The following is an 18,489-nucleotide window of genomic DNA, read 5'->3' as shown; positions in this document are numbered from 1 at the left end:
TTTACCCCTTTCAAAATCCCAGAAGACTGCGAGGTAGAAGATGAAAAATTGGTGTTGCTCGCTGATGCAGCATCCACAGCATTCTGGAGTGTAGATCACGCAGGTGTTAAATCTGGCGATACGGTTATCGTTTTAGGCTGTGGTCCTGTAGGTTTACTTACTCAAAAATTCGCTTGGTTAAAAGGGGCGAAAAGAGTGATTGCTGTCGACCATCTCGATTATCGTTTAGAGCATGCAAAAAGGACGAATAAAGTCGAAACCGTAAATTTTGCACAATATGAAAACACTGGCGAATACCTTAAAGAAATCACTAAAGGTGGTGCAGATATCGTTATTGACTGTTCCGGGATGAGTGGCAAAATGACTCCGATGGAATATCTTGCATCGGGTCTTAAATTACATGGGGGAGCCATGGGAGGGATTGTAATTGCGTCCCAAGCCGTGCGTAAGGCGGGAACCATACAAATAACAGGCGTTTATGGCGGCCGTTATAATGGATTCCCCCTAGGAGATATTTTCCAAAGAAACGTGGATATTAAAACCGGACAGGCTCCTGTTATTCCTTATATGCCCTACCTTTATAAACTAATATCAGAAGGAAAAGTAGATCCTGGCGATGTTGTAACCCATGTACTTCCAATTGACCAAGCAAAGCATGGGTATGAAGTGTTTGATACAAGGACAGATGGATGTATTAAAGTGGTCCTTAAGCCATAAAGATGGTTGTTTTCATTTGGAAAAATAGATTTGAAGGTATCAAACCCTTTTTTAACTTTTGGAAGTGATTTTTACTTCTGGATGAAATACGCATAGAAGAAGATTTAAGAAAAGTGAACACCCCTGTCTTGAGAGCTACATTTACCTTATTCAAATTAAGCACCAGAAAAGACGATTTTGCCCACGTTAAGGGAAAATCGTTTTTTTTTGTGCTCTAAGCTATCTTTTTTTGAAAGAGGTTTTTTCATTAAGTAAAACCCGCGACCTAAAAAAATTAAAGGGGCAATTTAGTTATTGGGTTTTTGTTATTTTTTACTTTTTTCGTTTGGATTTATTGCATATACTATTTCTTTTCTTTGGCGATCAAAATCAGAAAAGGTTATAGCATTAAGTGGATTCACTCAGCGAATCATTCAGCATATAGTCTTTCATGGTAAAATCCCTATCAATTGTGATAGGGATTTTAGTTTGTTACTTTGATTTAGCAAATGTTTTTTTTTTTAATTCAATCGATCCATCCATCATCTTTCAAAACAAGAGAAGCATCAAAAGGCTTCTTTTCTTTTGTCTTCGGTTTCATCCCTTTGATCTACTTGTTTACTTCTTGGTGCATAAATCTTTCACATGTTTTTCTATCCCTTTTTTTCCAAGCATTTGAGATGGGAATGTCTGTTTAAACCCACTTGAATATTCCGGAAATTTGATCAAAGCGATTACGATGACTGATATCCGAAGAAGATTATCCTCAATAGCTTCCAAGTATTATCTTTTTGTCCTCTCCAATAAACGATCTATGGAATCCTGTATGTGGCTGGAGATCGCAATCTCGGCTCTGTATACATCCCTTGTCCGGATGGCCTCAATGATTTCCATGTGTTCCGATGGTGCGTCTTTTTGGTCGATCTCACCTTTGACGTGATAAAACCGGCCTATATGAAGATGACAGTGCATGCCTTTATATGCTTCAAATAAAAACGGGTTTCCTCCAGCGTTCATGATGGCATGATGAAATTGTTGATCTAAATGAGTAAAATCTAGTATTTTTTTGTTGGAAGCACCTGTGTTTGTGGAAAACATTTCATCTGTAAGCGCGGCCATTTCTTCCGTCACGCTTATATTATTTAAGCGGATAATATTCCGGACCGCATGCGTCTCCAGTAATATCCGGGCCTCCAACAATTTCGCCATATTTTCAGTATCTAATATGTCACTGACCCGATACCCCTTATTTGGTTCTAAGATGACTAAGTTCTCAGAGTTCAAACGAGATAATGCTTCTCTGAGAGGTATGGCGCTAATGTTGATTTCCCGGGTTAAATGGCTGATATTGATTTTTTGTCCCGGCGATAAATCCCATTCAAAAATCTTTTCTTTTAATAAATTGTAGACATATTCCGTAGTCTCCCCGCGTTCTTTTTCCTTTATCATCGAAATGCCCCTAACTTAAAAAAATTTCTATGAGAAAAAGTGTTGTAACAAATTAAATTATAACTGAAGCAGCCCCTATCAATAAGATAAAGTGAATCCATATTGATATCAAGAATAGACAGTTTGGAAGGAGACCGCATAATCTGCTGAAAAGCTGCAAAAATATATCTTCCTTACTGATAATTATATATGATATTTGATATAAATTGGAGGAATTATATATAAAATCTTTAAAATAATTATGAAATATTTAATATAAATATATTGTCTACTGTTAAATATGCTGTATTAACGATGTTTTTAACTAATAGACTGAATCTTTTTAATTTTAATTATTTACATAATTGTATATTATGTGATATATTTTTGGAAACGATTACATATGATTTTGGGAATGGGATTCTATAAGATAAACAGTTTGCTAAAGAGCCATTGATAGGCAGACAAAATCATAAGTTTGGAACGAAAGTGCTTTATATTAAGCTTTTCCTGATTGGATTTGTTCCATCTATTAGCAGAAATAACTGTGAAGTGAAAAAATGTGATCGTTATTTTTCAAAGGAGGAATCTTCAATGAGCACATCGCTAAGTAGAAAAAATGCATTTTATGGCCATTTCATAAATGGGCAATGGATATCCGATCAACATACTATCGCTGTTATGAACAAATATAACAAAGAAGAAATTGGCCGGATTGGCAGGGCATCCCGCGAAATTGTTTCTGAAGCGGTGACCAATGCATTGGAAACCTTTAATACGAGAAAGCTAGATTCCAATCAACGATACGAGATTCTAATGCGTGCAGCGGATATCGCTAAAGAGAGAAAAGAAGAGCTGGCGATGATTCTGGTTCAGGAAGTCGGTAAAGTATTGAAGGATGCCAGAGGGGAAATCGATAGAGGGATCCAAACGATGATAGCTTCAGCGGAAGAAGCAAAACGGATTGCCGGTACAGGCGTTCCTTTGGGGCAGTCTGGAAACGACAATAAGATGGCTTTCACCATCAGGGTTCCTGTTGGAGTTATCGGTGCGATCACCCCATTTAACTTCCCGTTCAATCTCACCATCCACAAGGTGGCTCCTGCGTTGGCAGCGGGTAATACAATCGTGTTGAAGCCTGCTGAAATGACGCCGCTCATTGCATGCAAGATCGCAGAAATTTTTTCCGAAGCTGGATTGCCTGCAGGTTTTCTGAATGTGGTAAACGGGGTTGGGCAGGAAACAGGTCAATACCTTTTGGAGGATGAACGAATTGCGATGTTCACTTTTACAGGGAGTCCCGGCGTAGGCCGGCACATTAAGAGCAGTACGGGAATTCGTAAGGTTACCTTGGAATTAGGGAATAACTCCCCAAATATCATTCACAAGGATGTCCCTGATTTAGACAGAGCAGTTGAGCTCTGTGTCACGCGGGGGTATGTGAATGCAGGGCAAGCCTGCATCTCTGTGCAGCGCATCTACGTTCATAGAGATATCTGCGATGTGTTTGTGGAGAAGGCAGTCATGGTGGCACAGCGCTTGAAGGTCGGAAATCCTGCAGATCCTTCCACGGACATTGGTCCTATGATTTCCGAGAAGGAAGCAAGGCGTGCGGAAGAATGGATTCAGGAGGCTGGGCGTCTAGGGGCCAAAGTGCTATATGGAGGGAAAAGGAGGGAATCGATTCTGGAACCTACTATATTAATAGATGTGAAACCGGAAATGAAGGTAGTCTGCCAGGAAGTGTTCGCACCGGTGATCAGCATCATTCCTTTCGATAGCATCGAGGAGGCTTTCTGTCAGGCCAATGATACAAAGTTCGGCTTACAAGTTGGTTTATTTACATCCGATATCACTTTAGCCATGCGGGCAACACTGGAACTTCATTTTGGCGGTGTGATCATCAATGATGTTTCTACATACCGTGCTGACATCATGCCGTATGGCGGCGTGAAGGACAGCGGAATTGGCAAAGAAGGACCGCATTATGCCGTGCAAGAGATGACAGACGAAAAACTTGTCGTCATCAATCTTTAGACTTGGGAGGTAAGGAATATGAGAAATACATGGGATTTTTATTCTACCGAAAGAATCGTATTTGGAAACGGGGCAATCGGGCAATTGGATGTGATCCTCCAAAGGTTAAAGGCGAAAAACATCTTGCTCGTTACTGACCCAGGGATCAAAAATGCAGGAATCGTAGACAGAATTTCATCGTTGTTGGAACAAGCAAATTACGAAACAGTTATCTATGACCAGGTCGTACCGGAGCCTCCGGTAGATTCGGCGATGGACTGTTATAAGTTTGCTAAATCTCAAATGGATATTGATGCAGTAATTGGCCTTGGCGGAGGAAGCAGCATTGATATGGCGAAGATTGTCGCTTTGTTGGTCGCCCATGGCGGACACCCCTTGGACTATTATGGCGGAGAAAACCAGGTTCCTGGACCAATCGCCCCTCTTGTAGCGATTCCGACGACGGCTGGAACCGGTTCAGAAGTGACATCAGTGGCGGTATTGACCGATGTGGAAAATAACCTAAAAGTTGGTATCTCGGATAACTACCTAAGACCAACCGTTGCTCTGCTTGATCCAGAATTAACGTTAGGGCTACCCGCTTATGTAACAGCTTGTTCCGGAATTGATGCTCTGTCACATGCGATAGAGGCATACACAGCCAAACCTTCTGCATATATCCAGGCAGAAGGAAACATTTTATTCCAAGGTTCAATCCCCATAAGCGATACACTCGCCTACAGAGCTATTGAATTGATTGCAAAAAACCTGCCTCTTGCGGTGCAGCAAGGGAGCAATCTCGAGGCACGTTCCAATATGCTAATGGGTAGCCTGCTTGCTGGAATGTCCTTTTCAAATGCAGGTACAGCAGCAGCCCATGCATTGGCTTACCCAATTGGAGGGCTTGTGAAGTCGCCGCATGGAGAGGTGACCGGGCTCTTGCTTCCATATGTCATGGAATATAATGCAGCTGTAGAAACAGAAAAAATGGTGAGGATTTCCCAGGCATTCAATGTGAACTCGGATGGCCTCTCCGAAAAGGAAGCCGCTTTGGCTGCTTCAAAAGCTGTGCTTACCCTGCTTGGGGAAATTGGACTGCCTACAAAGCTGACGGAGATTGGGATCAAAGAAGAGGATATTCCCGAAATTGCTGAGAAAACCCTCCTAATCGATCGCCTGATTCGGAATAACCCAAGAATGCCAACCCAGCACAGTTTAGAAGAATTACTTAGAAAAGCTTTATAGATTGCTTTTAAAGGAACGGTGTCCCTGGAAGGTTAAGCATCATAACGATTCATGATGGATCTGCAGACCGGGGCGGAAAGGATTTCACCGTCTAATAGAATATAATTGGAGAGGAAGATGAAAATGTCTCTTATGCCTTTTACATATAGTATGCCGACACGGGTGGAGTGCGGTAACGGAATATCTGGAAAAACAGGGGAGCTAATTAGGGATTTAGGTGTATCGAGTGTGCTGATCATAACAGATAAAGGGGTTAGAGGAGCCGGTCTCTTACAAGGCATTGAAAGATCCCTTGCCTCGGCAAACCTTTTTTTTGAGATTTACGATGAGGTGGAGCCTAATCCATCAGCTCAAACAATCCAACAGGGGACAGTGTATCTTAAGCAACAAAAGATGGAGGCGGTTCTGGCTGTAGGCGGAGGAAGCAGCATTGACACTGCAAAGGGCATCGCGGCAATGGCTACTAATCCCGGCCATATCCTGGATTATGAAGGAGTTGGAAAGATTTCCAATCCCCCGCTCCCGATCATAGCAATCCCGACTACGGCTGGAACTGGCAGTGAAGCTACTAATTCGACAGTGGTAACGAATAAGGAAACCTCTTTTAAATTAGGTGTACTTAGTTCACTTTTGTTTCCAAAGCTAGCTATATTGGATCCTGCCCTTACATTGAATTTGCCTCAAGAGATTACTGCAGCTACTGGTATGGATGCTCTTACTCATGCAATTGAATCTTACACCTCCAAATCTGCCAACCCTGTCAGCAAGGCTTTCGCGATGCAGGCCATGAAGATGATCGGTGAAAATTTAACACGATCGTACTTTGTAGGAACGGACATGGAAAGCAGGGAAAACATGCTTGTAGCCTCCCTGTTAGCTGGTGCAGCCTTTTCGCAATCCCGACTGGGTAATGTACACGCCATTTCCCATACATTTGGAGGAGTCTTTAATATCCCGCATGGCATCGCAAATGCAGCACTATTGCCATTCGTCATGAGATTCAACCTGCCGGCATGTGAGGATCAGTATAGAGAAATTGCAATAGCTTTAGGAAGGGATGTAAGCGGTTTATCCAATGCGCAAGCTGCCGAGAAAGCAATCGAAACCATCATCGAAATGAATCGGAGCATGAATATTCCTCTTAATATTAAAGATCTTGGAGTCTCATTGGACGTTTTGCCGAAATTAGTGGAAGATTCCATGCGAAGCGGTAACGTGGTCGTTAATCCAAGGCTGACGAAGGCATCGGATATCCAACTGATTATAGAGAAGGCTTATGAGGGTGACTTTGAAGGATTTAATTATGGTAATCGAAATGCAAGCAGTGGAAAAAATTCAGAAACGGCCATCGTGAATATATAAAAACCATTCAATTTGAAAATCACCTGAATTTCAGGGGATTTCAAATCAGTTTCCCCTTTTTAACTTTTTTCGGACACATGGATTTCCCGCAGTATTTTTCTACCTGAATATAATTATCTAATGAGGTGACGTATGAAAAAGACCAATGGAAGATGGCTTGTAGTGGTACTCCTTTTCGTCGCAACAACAATCAATTATATGGATAGGGCAATTCTTGGCATTGCAGGACCCTCGATGATGAAGGATCTTTCGCTTTCGGCAGTAGAATTCGGGATATTGGGGTCAGCGTTCTTTTGGTCGTATGCCTTAATGCAGATCCCGGTCGGGGTAATCGTTGATAAATTGGGGGCACGCTTAACGTATTCGATTGCCATCGTTTGGTGGTCGCTCTGTACGGTGTTTACTGGAATGGGACGTTCGCTTGGCGGACTGATCGGTATCCGCGTTTTAATGGGAATCGGAGAGGCTCCAGCTTTTCCAACCAATACGCGCGTTATTTCAGACTGGCTGCCGTCACACGAAAGGGGCATTGCAAACGGGATATTTAATTCTGGTACAGCTATCGGGATTGGCATAACAACACCCATTTTAGCATGGATCATCCAGGCTTGGGGATGGCAAGCATCCTTTGTGGTAATTGGATCCATCGGTTTTGTATGGCTGGCATTCTGGTTATTCTTTTTCAAAAACCATCCAGAGCAAAGTAAGATTGCAAACGAGGCCGAAGTAGCCTATATCAAAGAGGAGCAAACTCAAACCGAAAAAGCGAAGACACTAAACTTCTCACCATTTAAATTCTTTAAATTCAGAAGTGTTTACCCTATGTTATACGGCTTGTTTGCCCATAACTATCTTACGTATTTAATGATGACCTGGCTTCCCACTTATCTTGTAGTCGAAAGGGAAATGACTCTTTTAAAAGCCGGTTTTTTTACGATGCTACCTTGGATCATGTCCTTTCTGGGAAATATTTTAGGAGGTGTGTTGTCGGATTTCTTAATTAAAAGAGGCTGGAATTCCATCAAAGCAAGAAAAACTGTTTTAACCATCGGAATGCTTTTTCCATTAGCCATAATACCGACTATCTATACAGACAGTGCCATAATGGCACTTACGTATATCTCAATAGCAATCGGCGGTGAAGGATTGGCTGCCGGTATTCTCTGGGCCACTGTTTCGGATGTTGCTCCAAAGGGTGCGGAAGGAAAGCTTGCAGGGCTGCAAAACTTCGTGGGGAACCTTGCTGGCTGGATTGCCCCAGTAGCAACAGGGATCTTAATAGCGAAATTCAATAATTTCAATATAGCCCTGATCATACCTGTAGTCATTTGCCTAATTGCTGCTGTGGGGTATACATTCGTTCTTAAAAATGAAAGGATTTCGATTAACACGGACATTGACGGGGGAACAAAAGTTTCAGGGCTATAATCTTTTTGTGTATATAATGAATCGCTTTGCAAATCCAACGAAAAAAGGAGACATATTCATGCTGAAAACTAGTGGATTGGTCAATTTAACTGAACTGAAAATGTATGTAAACGGTGAATGGACTGCAGCACATAACGGAGAAACTTTACCAGTAACAAATCCATCAACAGGGAAAGTTGTGGCAAGGATTCCAAGTGGAGGACGCCAAGAAACGCATGCTGCAATTGCAGCTGCTGAGGAAGCGTTTAAAACCTGGTCAAAACTGACGGCACAGGAACGCAGTAAATATCTTAAGAAATTGCATGACCTTATGCATGAATATAAAGATGAATTAGCAGAAATCATGAGTATGGAAATGGGCAAGCCCTTAATGGAAGCCCGGGGTGAAGTGGATTTTGCTGCAAGCTACCTGGAATGGTTTGCTGAAGAGGGCCGACGGATTTATGGGGAAACGATCCCTGCTTCTGCCGCAAATAAAAGGCTATCGGTGATCCGCCAGCCGATTGGAGTGGTTGCTTCCATTACCCCTTGGAATTTCCCGTTGGCCATGATGACGCGGAAAGTAGGACCTGCCATGGCTGCTGGATGTACAGTCATTGTCAAGCCTGCAAAACAATCTCCTATTAGTGCATTAGCGTTTGGTAAATTGGTGGAAATGGCGGGAGTGCCTGCTGGAGTGGTCAGTATCGTAACAGGGAGTGCCGGACCTATCTCGGATGAAATTTTTGAAAGTCCGGTAGTAAGGAAAATATCTTTTACCGGATCTACTGAAGTAGGAAAATTGCTGGTTACCAAGTCAGCCCCGCAGCTCAAGAGACTTTCCCTTGAGCTTGGAGGACACGCGCCCTTCATCGTTTTTGAGGATGCTGATTTGGAAGCCGCAGCAGCTGGTGCCGTTGCAAGCAAGTTCAGGAACACCGGACAAACGTGCGTATGCGCAAATCGAATTTACGTCCACCGTTCTGTCATCAATGAATTCTCGGCACTTTTTGTTGAAAAGGTACAAGCTCTAAAAGTCGGAAATAGCATTGATCCAACTGTTGAAGTCGGGCCTCTTGTCAGCAGTGATGGCCTGGAAAAGGTAGAGGAGCATGTACAAGATGCCTTGGAAAAAGGCGCCAGCCTTCTTTGTGGCGGACAAAGAGTTGAAGGGGAATTGGCTGATGGATTATTTTATGAACCGACCGTACTGGGTGGAGTGAACAAGGATATGCTCATCACATACCAGGAAACATTTGGACCGGTCGCGCCAATCATTCCGTTTGATACAGAAGAAGAGGTGATCGAGCTTGCCAACAATACAGAGTACGGGCTGGCCGCTTATTTTTACACACAGAATATAAGCAGGGGAGTCAGGGTATCCGAAGCTCTGGAGTTCGGCATCATCGGCTACAACGACGCCATTCCCACCGTTGCACAAGCCCCATTTGGCGGCATGAAAGAAAGCGGCATGGGGAGGGAAGGCGGCCATCAAGGCCTTGAAGAATATTTAGAAGAAAAATATATATCGATGGGTTTTTAAAATAGGGCAAGAAAGGGCTTAAGGTGAAGTCGAATCCTTAAGCCTTTCCTATTTACTCATAAAAAGTCTTAATTCAACACAAGCTCCCCGTTGATTTACAAACCTCAGTACAGAACCTAAGGCCAGATTGCTTTGCATCCTAAGACAAATAAAAAATATCCTGAATTTTTGAATTGGTAGCATGCAAATTAGCTTAATTGTGACAAAAGGAAGGTGCAAAGATGAATGTTTCAGATATGAAATTGACAAGTTTTCCGACGAGTTTATAGATAAAGGTAGATGTTAGAAAAGACTATATAGCAATATTTGGCATAGCACCAGAACTTGATTGAAATGGTAATTTCACTTATTTTACTAAAGTCAGATTCGAATGTATTAACGGAGAAAGAGGATTTTACTATGATGCAAAAGAAGTGAAAATATTAGACCCATATGGATGCCATCATCCCTAACTTGATAAGCTTTTCCTGTTTGCTATAATTACCCTGTTCGTAAAAGTACACTTAACGGCAGTTGCTGCAGAAACAGTAATTCCATTACCGGTTCCTTTAGCTGTTAATACAAGTCCAGTACGACAAATATTTGCATTTATACCGCTAGTTTTAGTGGGTGTGGCGAATAAATTTTTTACTATTTCTATTCCGAAATGGTATCCAGCGGGATTTGACTTTTCAAAGATAGGATTAGATTTGTTTGGGAAAGTAGATCTTGCGACAGTAACAGGTATTTGGTCTATCGAACTAGCTCTAGTATTAGGTATTATTGCAACAGTTGCTTACGATTGGGCACGTGTTACAACGGGGTCTCAAAAGGGCATTAATGCCAGTATTGGTGGAGCGTTACTGGCAGCTATGATTTCTGCTTCTGAATTTAATGGGGTCATTGCTTCATTACCAGGATTTGCAACGTATGTGATGGTATTTCACACACTTTTACGAATCCACTTGTAAATGGGGCAGTTACAACAAACGAGTTATCTGGTATTACTGGTTCTTCGTCTGGTGGAATGGGATTTGCGCTTAGTGCGATGGGAGATAAGATATACAAGCTATTAATCAATATAATATTCCTCCCGATGTAATGCACCGTGTCATAGCGATGGAATCAAGCGGGATGGATTCGTTACCTCATAACGGCGCTGTTATTACCTTACTTACGGTTACAGGCTTAACACACAAACAATCATATGGAGATATCTTTGTGATTACAATTTTTAAGACACTAGCAGCATTTGTAATTATTTTAGTCTATAGCTCAACTGGATTAGTCTAGTTAGAAGTCCATGATAAATTGTACTTAAAGTAACGATACTTTACTTCAATACCAGAAGCTGATTAGCAGCTCTTTTTTGTATGAAAACAAATAAGCCCTCCATAATCAGATTTCGAATTAGGGATGGAAACGTTGCCATCCCTTTATGATTGAGGAGAACTTGCTGTTTGTCACCCGCCTATGAATGACATTTCGATTTTATCCTGTTTTTTCACTGTTCCCGCTGACCGCTCATCCGAATAGCGGTCGTCCCTCCGGTTCCAAAGTGAAATGATGAAGCCTGTCAATTCTTCATCTGACATGTCGGAACGGAGCAATGACTTTAAGTCATGCCCCTTTCCATTGAACAGGCATGTATATAAACTTCCGTTAGCAGAAAGACGAGCACGGGTGCAACTGGAACAAAAAGACTCAGAGACGGATGTTATAACCCCCACTTCGGTTGTAGTTCCCTTATACCGGAAGCGTTTTGCTACTTCTCCAAAATAATCTTCTACAACTGGTTCAAGATCGAATTTTGCTTGGAGGATTTCGAGTAACTCTTTTTTTGTAAGTACATTCTTCATCTGCCAGCCATTTGTATGTCCGACGTCCATGAATTCTATATAACGTAATTGAATGCCCTCTTCTTTACAAAACCGCGCCATCGGCAGAATTTGAGATTCATTGATTTCTTTTTTCACTACCATGTTCACTTTAACTCCAAGGCCTGCTTCTTTGGCAGCAGCTAAACCTTCTATAACAGGCTTTATCCCGACACCCCTGCCGTTCATCTGTTTAAAAAGTTCATCATCCAGGCTATCTAAACTGATATTCACCCTCTTTAATCCCGCTGATTTCAAATTCCTGGCTTGTTTTTTCAGAAAAACACCATTTGTAGTCAACCCAATATCTTCTATACCGTCAATTTTGATGAGCTCTGAAATAAGAGTTGAAAGGTCTTTCCGAAGTAAAGGTTCCCCGCCTGTCAACCTTAGCTTTTTAACTCCCAAGCTTGCAAATAATTTAGAAAGCCTTACGATTTCCATATATGACAAGAGCTCACTTTTAGGCAAAAATTGAAAATTATCATGAAAAATTTCAGCAGGCATGCAATACTGACAGCGAAAGTTACACCGATCTATGACGGAAATCCTTAAATCCCTTAGTGGTCTGTCCAATGAATCTTTTATATGACGGTTCACTTAACCACTCCCAGCCCCAAGTATTAGGAAAAACAGATCATAAAAAGTGGCGCCATGGTCAAAAGCTTTTTGGCGTTCACTTTCAGTTAAAGAGCCCATGAATAGTTTTCTACTTCCAAAAAGGTTATTAATATATATGCATCTAACATCAAATAATTAAGAGTATCAGTAAAATTTTTAACAGATTCCTCAAACTCTTTGCTTCTTTGCTTATTCTTAGCCCTTTTAAAATACTCATTAACTTCAATTTGTAGATTGGTTTAGGTTTTCTAAACAGACCACTGGAAGTTATTGGACTAGCTTAAGGTAATCAAAGATACATCAGAATGACCCCATCAAGATGGGGCCATTTTACCGTTTAAAAAGGGAGAAAAAAACACTTTACTCTAGGAAATAATTAGAGAAGTGGGGACAGTCCGCCATTATGGCAGCATGTAAATGGTGTTGTGCGGCGGCTGTTCCAGTTTTGATTGTCGGAGGCGTCCTTCTTGTACAAGTTCCTGTAATCCTTTTTCGATATGGGAAATGGAGGTTTCTAGGAGGTCTGCAACTTTCACCGTAGAGATGCTCATGTATTTTGGTTTCTTTGATGAGGACATGATCATTGATTGAACTAGTTGTAAAAGAATTTCTTTTTCCATAGCTTCGGTTCGCCTGCCTTCAGTTAAATTTCTTTATATATGTAGACTCGATTCGCTATCAACAAATCATCTCCTATAAACTTGCCAAAAAAGAAAGGGTTAATACACAGAGGCTTTAGAATAATTTTTAAGGGCTGTAAAAATATATTTTATTCATATCCTTTTTGGGAATACTAGGATGAATCAACAGCATTTGCTGGTGTATGGCTTAATTTATAAAAAAATTCAGCTTAACGGCAGCAAGATAGGAGGAATCACATGTCTGACCATTCTTTTTCCATCCGAATCAACGAAAAGGAATTAACAGCACAGCCAGGTCAAACGATATTGCAAGTCGCCCAAAGTCATGAATTGTACATTCCAAGCATTTGTTATCATCCCGATCTGGGGACAATCCAAACCTGTGATACATGTTTTGTGCAGGTGGGTGGGGAATTAGTCCGTGCTTGCTCGACAAAGGCTGTTCCAGGTTTGACGGTTGATACAATGTCAAAGTCTGTTAAGGATGCCCAGTATGAAGCGATGTCACGGATCCTAGAGAATCATGAACTTTATTGTACTGTTTGTGATAATAATAACGGCAATTGTACCGTCCATAATACTGCTGAATACTTAGAGATTGAGCATCAGAAATATGAATTTAGAGAAAAACCCTACCCTCCGGATAATTCCCATCCTTTCTATAGGTATGAACCAGATCAGTGTATATTGTGCGGCCGGTGTGTTGAGGCCTGTCAGGATTTACAGGTCAATGAAACCTTAACTATTGACTGGGGAAGAGAAAGACCAAGGGTTATCTGGGATAATGATGTTCCAATTGATGAGTCTTCTTGTGTATCTTGTGGACATTGTGTGAACGTGTGTCCATGTAATGCTTTAATGGAGACATCCATGCTCGGTGAAGCAGGATTCTTAACAAACCTGCCGGCTCCAATTTTAGAGCCTATGGTTGATTTAATTAAAGAAGTGGAGCCTGGATATAAAGAAATATTTGCGATATCGGAAGTAGAAGCTGCCATGAGGAAAGCACGTATTAAGAGGACTAAGACGGTTTGTACATACTGCGGTGTAGGCTGCAGCTTTGAAGTATGGACAAAGGACAGGCAGATTTTGAAAATTCAGCCTACCCATGAAGCTCCCGTTAACGGCATTTCAACCTGTGTAAAAGGAAAATGGGGCTGGGATTTTGTTAACAGTGACCAGCGCTTAACCAAGCCTTTGATTCGTAAAAACGGAGAGTTTGAAGAAGCGACCTGGGATGAAGCGTTAGATCTGATTTCAAGTAAACTTACGGAAATAAAGGAAGAGTATGGCCCGGAATCCATTGGAGTGATCGCTTCTTCCAAGTGCTCCAATGAAGAAAACTTCGTGGCGCAAAAATTTGCACGTGCGGTTATCGGAACAAACAATATCGACAACTGCTCTAGATACTGCCAATCTCCGGCTACTGCAGGACTCTTAAGGACAGTAGGATTGGGGGGCGATTCTGGAACTATCCAGGATATTGAAACTACAGACTTGGTTATTGTAATTGGTGCAAATCCAGCGGAATCTCATCCTGTCCTGGCTACACGTGTAAAACGAGCTCATAAGCTATTTGGACAAAAACTATTAGTAGCTGATATTAGAGAGCATGAGCTAGCACAACGTGCGGATTTCCTTTTGCATCCTAAGCCAAGTTCTGATTTAATCTGGATTTCTGCCGTAACGAAGTACATTATCGATCAAGGTTGGCATGATAAAGAATTTCTGGCGAATCGTGTATCAGGCGTAGAAGGATATATTAAAACACTGGATAAATTCACCTTAGGCTATGCAGAAGAGATGACCGGACTTTCGCAGGAAGAAATAATCAAGGCAGCAACAATGATTCATGAAGCTAATTCAGTCTGTATCCTTTGGGCTATGGGAATTACCCAGCATTCTGGCGCAACAGACGCAAGCACTGCCATTTCAAATTTATTGCTGATTACGGGGAATTATGGCCGTCCAGGTACAGGTGCCTATCCCTTAAGAGGCCACAATAACGTACAGGGAGCCTGTGATTTCGGTACAATGCCATCATGGTTTCCTGGTTATGAGCCAGTCGGTAATGCCGAGGTTAGAGAAAAGTATGAAAAAGCATGGGGCGTTGAAATTCCAAAAGATCCTGGAATGGACAACCACCACATGGTAGAGGCAATCCACAAAGGAAAATTAAAATCCCTGTATCTATTTGGAGAAGAAATGGGGCTTGTGGATGCAAACTCGAACCATGTTCAAAGTGCATTTGAAAAATTGGACTTCTTTGTCGTACAGGATATTTTCTTCTCTAAAACGGCACAATTTGCCGATGTTGTTTTACCGGCATCACCTTCACTTGAAAAAGATGGGACATTTGTAAATACGGAAAGGCGCATTCAAAGGTTCTATAAGGTGTTTGATCCGCTGGGCGATTCGAAACCGGACTGGCAGATCTTCCAGGATGTAGCGAACCGTATGGGTGCGAATTGGAATTATTCGCATCCAAGTGAAATTATGGATGAAGCGGCCAGTCTTGCTGTCCTATTTTCAGGTGTGAGCTATGCCCGTCTTGAAGGCTTTAACAGCCAAGTTTGGCCGGTTCACAAAGATGGAACGGATACACCTTTATTATATGAAGACAAATTTGCCTTTGCGGATGGAAAGGCAAGGCTGTTCGCTGTTGACTGGACTCCTCCATATATGGCAGGAGAAGAATATGATCTCCATTTAAACAATGGACGTTTGCTTGAGCACTTCCATGAAGGAAATATGACGTACCGGACAGAAGGACTTATCCATAAGGTACCTGGCACATGGCTGGAGGTATCGCACGAATTGGCGGAGGAACGAAATCTCAGTGACGGTACATTAGTTAGATTAAGTTCACCATATGGACAGGTTAAAGTAAGGACGCTTGTTACGGACCGGGTTAAAGGCAAGGAAATTTATCTCACGATGAACAGCTTTGAGGACGATGAAGCTGTCAATTACCTGACAAGCAGCTATCATGATCTAGTTACACATACTCCTGCATATAAGGAAATCGGTGTTAAAATGGAGATTTTAGAAGCAACAGGTGAACCGCCGTTGCCTAAGCATAACCACCGGTTTGGTAACAGGAATCCGCAGATCAGCGTTCGGGTTGAGGAAAAGTGGCAGCGTGACGATTTTCAAGCGATAGAAGAGTTATTTGGAAATGGAGGGGAAGCATATGGCGAAAGCAATCAGGCACATTAATAAACAGGTTCCAAATGCGATGGAAGAACAAGCTCAGTCAATCGGGGAAATATTAAAAGCTCTTGCTGATAACAAAGAAGGGATTCTTTCTGCACTCGCCATATTAAAGAATCTACAGGAAATTGGGATTCTTGATGCACTTCATGCCATTTTGGAAAATCGTACAGACGTCGGCGTTATAGCCATGCAGCAAGTTAACCAGCCTGGTATGCATAACACCATCAAAAATGCCATTTACCTTTTCAATTTCATGGGCACCTTAAAGCCTGACCAGTTACAATCTATGCTGGGCGGTGTTACAAAAGGCCTTGACCATATGGGCGAAAGCATCAAAAACCATGAAAAACATAGCTTATGGAAATTAGGTAAAAGCTTGAGAGACCCAGAAATCAAAGCGGCGATGACAACCATGGTTGAATTCCTGCATGGCATGGGTGAATCATTTACACAGCATCCTTCACAGGAACTTCATCCAGAAGGAGGACAAGGGTAATGGAAGAACAAGGTGTTATCAAGATTCATGGACCGCTATCGGAAAAAGATTCCGACGAAATCATTCGGTCATTAAACGGTGTATGGGGCATCCTCCAGGCTGATGTAAATAAAGAAAGTGGAGAAGCAAGAATTGGCTATGACAAAAATGCCGCTTCATTCCAGGATTTTCAACAGGCCATCAGAGACTCAGGCTACGATATAAAAACGGAAAATCAAAATTCACCTCACTAAGAGGAGGAAGATTATGCAGATTTGTGAATTATGCGGCAGTGAGCAGGAAATGGAAACAGAAGAAACTGAATCAGAAAGAACCAGAATTCTTCATGTCTGTGAAAACTGTCAGAACGACAGAGCTTTCAACTATTTTGACAACTAAAAGAAGACGTGAGAAAAGGGAATCCGATTGTGGAATTCCCTTTTTTTATGGCAAGGCGGTAAGAGCAGCTGCCAGTTTGGCTGTATAAAGCTGTGAGTTAATCCAAATAGCAGTCCACATATGAGCGAGAGTACTTGAAGCTGTGACTCAGTCAGCATAAACCAGCTCAGATTGCGATATAAAGAAGTTTTAGTCACTAAAATTGCCGTATGGCCACTAAAAAATTCATTTAGAGTTATACTTTAGTCTTACCGGGTTTAACTTTACGTTCCATACCCTAAGAAACCAGAACCTTCATAAAAAAAGCGATATAAAAATCTATATCGCCTTCCATTTTATTGAGCATCCTTATATAACACATCTTCTGCCAGGGATCGGAATAGCTCTCCTACCAGTGAGTCTTCGTCATATACAGAAGTACCTGCTGCTTGTACAGGACTCGCAAAGGGGACTCGTGCGATTACATCTGTTTGAAGCCGTTCAGCCAGGCGTTCTCCGCCGCCTCTTCCAAAAAGGTAATTCCGTGTGCCATCGCTTTCTTCATAGTAGGCCATATTTTCAATTACGCCTAATATGTCATGTTTCGTATGACGCGCCATGACCCCAGCTCTTGAGGCAACATGCGACGCTACATTATGAGGAGTAGTCACAATAACTTCCTTTGCCTGCGGAATCATGGCAGCCACATCAATTGCCACATCTCCTGTACCTGGAGGCAGGTCGAGAAGCAGATAATCCAGTTCGCCCCAATGGGTATTGGCAAGGAAGTTTTGAATCCATTTATTCAGCATCGGCCCCCGCCACATAACCGGGTTATTATCCTCTGCAAAAAAACCCATGCTCATTACCTTCACATCATGACTGAGAACTGGTATTGCAGTTTTGCCGATCATAGTCGGCTTTTCATTAATCTGCATCATGGACGGGATGCTGAATCCATAAATATCCGCGTCCAAAATTCCTACCTTTTTCCCCATTCGGGCGAGGGCAGCAGCCAGGTTGATGGTAACGGTCGATTTCCCAACGCCGCCTTTGCCGCTGGTTATCGCGATAAAGCGTACCCCGGAATCATGGCGCAGCATCGACGGCATCCCGCTTTCCGTTGTTGAATTCTTCTTCAATACTTGAGTTAATGAAGCTCTTTCTTCAGGACTCATGGCCCCAAAGCTTACATACACATTTTCAGCACCAATGCCTCGAAGAGCATTTTGAACATCTTCTTTAATCTTCGCTTTTAAGGGACAGCCCTGAATGGTTAATACAACCTCAAGACTAACATCTGATTCTTCTATTTTTACGTTTCTAACCATTTTTAACTCAACAAGGCTTCTGTGAAGTTCTGGATCCTGCACACCACTTAAAACTTGCATCACTTGTTCCTGTGTAATCATTTTATAACATCCTCTAATGTTTTTATCCTCAGTATGGTCATTTTTTATAAAAAAAAGACTGAAAAGATTAGGTGTCCTTTAATCTTTCATCAAAAATTGTGTAATGTCTTTAAGGCAGCTTTTTCTTTATGCAACTAAAGGGTCAGCATTCCTGTAATAACTGAAAATGAGGTTTGAACGAAAAAAGACCTCT

General features: G+C 41.9%; 14 protein-coding genes and 1 pseudogene. 11 read left to right on the top strand and 4 right to left on the bottom strand.

What is annotated here, in order from left to right:
- The coding region (locus ADA55_RS10390) for a zinc-binding dehydrogenase (protein ID WP_048683117.1) at positions 1–717 on the top strand (717 nt) is incomplete at its 5' end.
- 762 nt (positions 718–1,479) lie between these two features.
- On the opposite strand, the gene ADA55_RS10385 is transcribed toward ADA55_RS10390, so the two are convergent.
- Positions 1,480–2,145, bottom strand: a complete 666-nt coding sequence (locus tag ADA55_RS10385; RefSeq protein ID WP_048683114.1) for a GntR family transcriptional regulator — start codon at positions 2,143–2,145, stop codon at positions 1,480–1,482.
- A 573-nt stretch (positions 2,146–2,718) separates the two neighbouring features.
- Here ADA55_RS10385 and ADA55_RS10380 point away from each other — a divergent pair.
- The 6 genes and pseudogenes from ADA55_RS10380 to ADA55_RS10355 all read left to right on the top strand — a co-directional run.
- Positions 2,719–4,161, top strand: coding sequence for an aldehyde dehydrogenase family protein (locus ADA55_RS10380; RefSeq protein WP_048683109.1), 1,443 nt, complete (start codon positions 2,719–2,721; stop codon positions 4,159–4,161).
- A gap of 18 nt (positions 4,162–4,179) precedes the next feature.
- Positions 4,180–5,385 carry a hydroxyacid-oxoacid transhydrogenase gene (locus ADA55_RS10375; protein WP_048683105.1) on the top strand — a complete coding sequence of 402 codons (1,206 nt, stop codon included), beginning with the start codon at positions 4,180–4,182 and terminating at the stop codon, positions 5,383–5,385.
- Between the two features lie 117 nt (positions 5,386–5,502).
- Positions 5,503–6,747 carry an iron-containing alcohol dehydrogenase gene (locus ADA55_RS10370; RefSeq protein ID WP_226990445.1) on the top strand — a complete coding sequence of 415 codons (1,245 nt, stop codon included), beginning with the start codon at positions 5,503–5,505 and terminating at the stop codon, positions 6,745–6,747.
- 132 nt (positions 6,748–6,879) lie between these two features.
- Positions 6,880–8,175, top strand: coding sequence for an MFS transporter (locus ADA55_RS10365; RefSeq protein WP_048683103.1), 1,296 nt, complete (start codon positions 6,880–6,882; stop codon positions 8,173–8,175).
- A 58-nt stretch (positions 8,176–8,233) separates the two neighbouring features.
- Positions 8,234–9,697: an NAD-dependent succinate-semialdehyde dehydrogenase gene (locus ADA55_RS10360; protein ID WP_048683100.1), complete on the top strand. Its 1,464-nt coding sequence runs from the start codon at positions 8,234–8,236 to the stop codon at positions 9,695–9,697.
- Positions 9,698–10,233: 536 nt separating this feature from the next.
- A pseudogene (locus ADA55_RS10355) lies at positions 10,234–10,969 on the top strand (GntP family permease); the annotation flags it as partial.
- A 170-nt stretch (positions 10,970–11,139) separates the two neighbouring features.
- On the opposite strand, the gene moaA reads toward ADA55_RS10355, so the two are convergent.
- Both moaA and ADA55_RS10345 read right to left on the bottom strand, forming a co-directional pair.
- Positions 11,140–12,153, bottom strand: a complete 1,014-nt coding sequence (moaA, locus tag ADA55_RS10350) for a GTP 3',8-cyclase MoaA (protein ID WP_048683097.1) — start codon at positions 12,151–12,153, stop codon at positions 11,140–11,142.
- A 422-nt stretch (positions 12,154–12,575) separates the two neighbouring features.
- A complete protein-coding gene (locus ADA55_RS10345) occupies positions 12,576–12,794 on the bottom strand; it encodes a hypothetical protein (protein ID WP_048683094.1) in 219 nt (72 codons plus the stop codon).
- Positions 12,795–13,052: 258 nt separating this feature from the next.
- Between ADA55_RS10345 and fdhF the strand changes: the two genes are divergently transcribed.
- From fdhF to ADA55_RS10325, 4 genes are read left to right on the top strand one after another with little or no spacing between them, the layout of a single operon-like run.
- On the top strand, positions 13,053–16,034 hold the full coding sequence (fdhF, locus tag ADA55_RS10340) for a formate dehydrogenase subunit alpha (protein ID WP_048683091.1): 2,982 nt from the start codon (positions 13,053–13,055) through the stop codon (positions 16,032–16,034).
- Positions 16,009–16,527 carry a DUF1641 domain-containing protein gene (locus ADA55_RS10335; protein WP_048683088.1) on the top strand — a complete coding sequence of 173 codons (519 nt, stop codon included), beginning with the start codon at positions 16,009–16,011 and terminating at the stop codon, positions 16,525–16,527. The genes fdhF and ADA55_RS10335 overlap by 26 nt, the downstream gene beginning before the upstream one ends.
- Positions 16,527–16,760 (top strand): heavy-metal-associated domain-containing protein, encoded by a 234-nt coding sequence (locus ADA55_RS10330; protein ID WP_048683086.1) that lies wholly within the window; start codon positions 16,527–16,529, stop codon positions 16,758–16,760. The genes ADA55_RS10335 and ADA55_RS10330 overlap by 1 nt, the downstream gene beginning before the upstream one ends.
- A 23-nt stretch (positions 16,761–16,783) precedes the next feature.
- Positions 16,784–16,993 (top strand): hypothetical protein, encoded by a 210-nt coding sequence (locus ADA55_RS10325; RefSeq protein WP_048683083.1) that lies wholly within the window; start codon positions 16,784–16,786, stop codon positions 16,991–16,993.
- A gap of 247 nt (positions 16,994–17,240) precedes the next feature.
- On the opposite strand, the gene ADA55_RS10320 is transcribed toward ADA55_RS10325, so the two are convergent.
- Complete coding sequence (locus tag ADA55_RS10320; RefSeq protein WP_048683080.1) at positions 17,241–18,296, bottom strand: P-loop NTPase; 1,056 nt, start codon at positions 18,294–18,296, stop codon at positions 17,241–17,243.
- Between the last annotated feature and the right edge of the window lie 193 nt (positions 18,297–18,489).

The sequence above is a fragment of the Bacillus sp. 220_BSPC genome (genome assembly GCF_001054655.1).
In the GTDB taxonomy this organism is placed as follows: domain Bacteria; phylum Bacillota; class Bacilli; order Bacillales; family DSM-1321; genus Peribacillus; species Peribacillus frigoritolerans.
Note: the sequence above shows the minus strand (reverse complement) of the source record. Positions and strands in the feature narration are given on the sequence as shown.

Excerpts from the sequence above, each read along its gene's own strand:
- ADA55_RS10370 (WP_226990445.1), top strand. The coding sequence starts at position 5,503 with ATGAAAATGTCTCTTATGCCTTTTACATATAGTATGCCGACACGGGTG.
- ADA55_RS10365 (WP_048683103.1), top strand. The coding sequence starts at position 6,880 with ATGAAAAAGACCAATGGAAGATGGCTTGTAGTGGTACTCCTTTTCGTC.
- ADA55_RS10330 (WP_048683086.1), top strand. The coding sequence starts at position 16,527 with ATGGAAGAACAAGGTGTTATCAAGATTCATGGACCGCTATCGGAAAAA.
- ADA55_RS10380 (WP_048683109.1), top strand. The coding sequence starts at position 2,719 with ATGAGCACATCGCTAAGTAGAAAAAATGCATTTTATGGCCATTTCATA.
- ADA55_RS10320 (WP_048683080.1), bottom strand. The coding sequence starts at position 18,296 with ATGATTACACAGGAACAAGTGATGCAAGTTTTAAGTGGTGTGCAGGAT.
- ADA55_RS10335 (WP_048683088.1), top strand. The coding sequence starts at position 16,009 with ATGGCGAAAGCAATCAGGCACATTAATAAACAGGTTCCAAATGCGATG.
- fdhF (WP_048683091.1), top strand. The coding sequence starts at position 13,053 with ATGTCTGACCATTCTTTTTCCATCCGAATCAACGAAAAGGAATTAACA.
- ADA55_RS10385 (WP_048683114.1), bottom strand. The coding sequence starts at position 2,145 with ATGATAAAGGAAAAAGAACGCGGGGAGACTACGGAATATGTCTACAAT.
- ADA55_RS10360 (WP_048683100.1), top strand. The coding sequence starts at position 8,234 with ATGCTGAAAACTAGTGGATTGGTCAATTTAACTGAACTGAAAATGTAT.
- ADA55_RS10375 (WP_048683105.1), top strand. The coding sequence starts at position 4,180 with ATGAGAAATACATGGGATTTTTATTCTACCGAAAGAATCGTATTTGGA.
- ADA55_RS10345 (WP_048683094.1), bottom strand. The coding sequence starts at position 12,794 with ATGGAAAAAGAAATTCTTTTACAACTAGTTCAATCAATGATCATGTCC.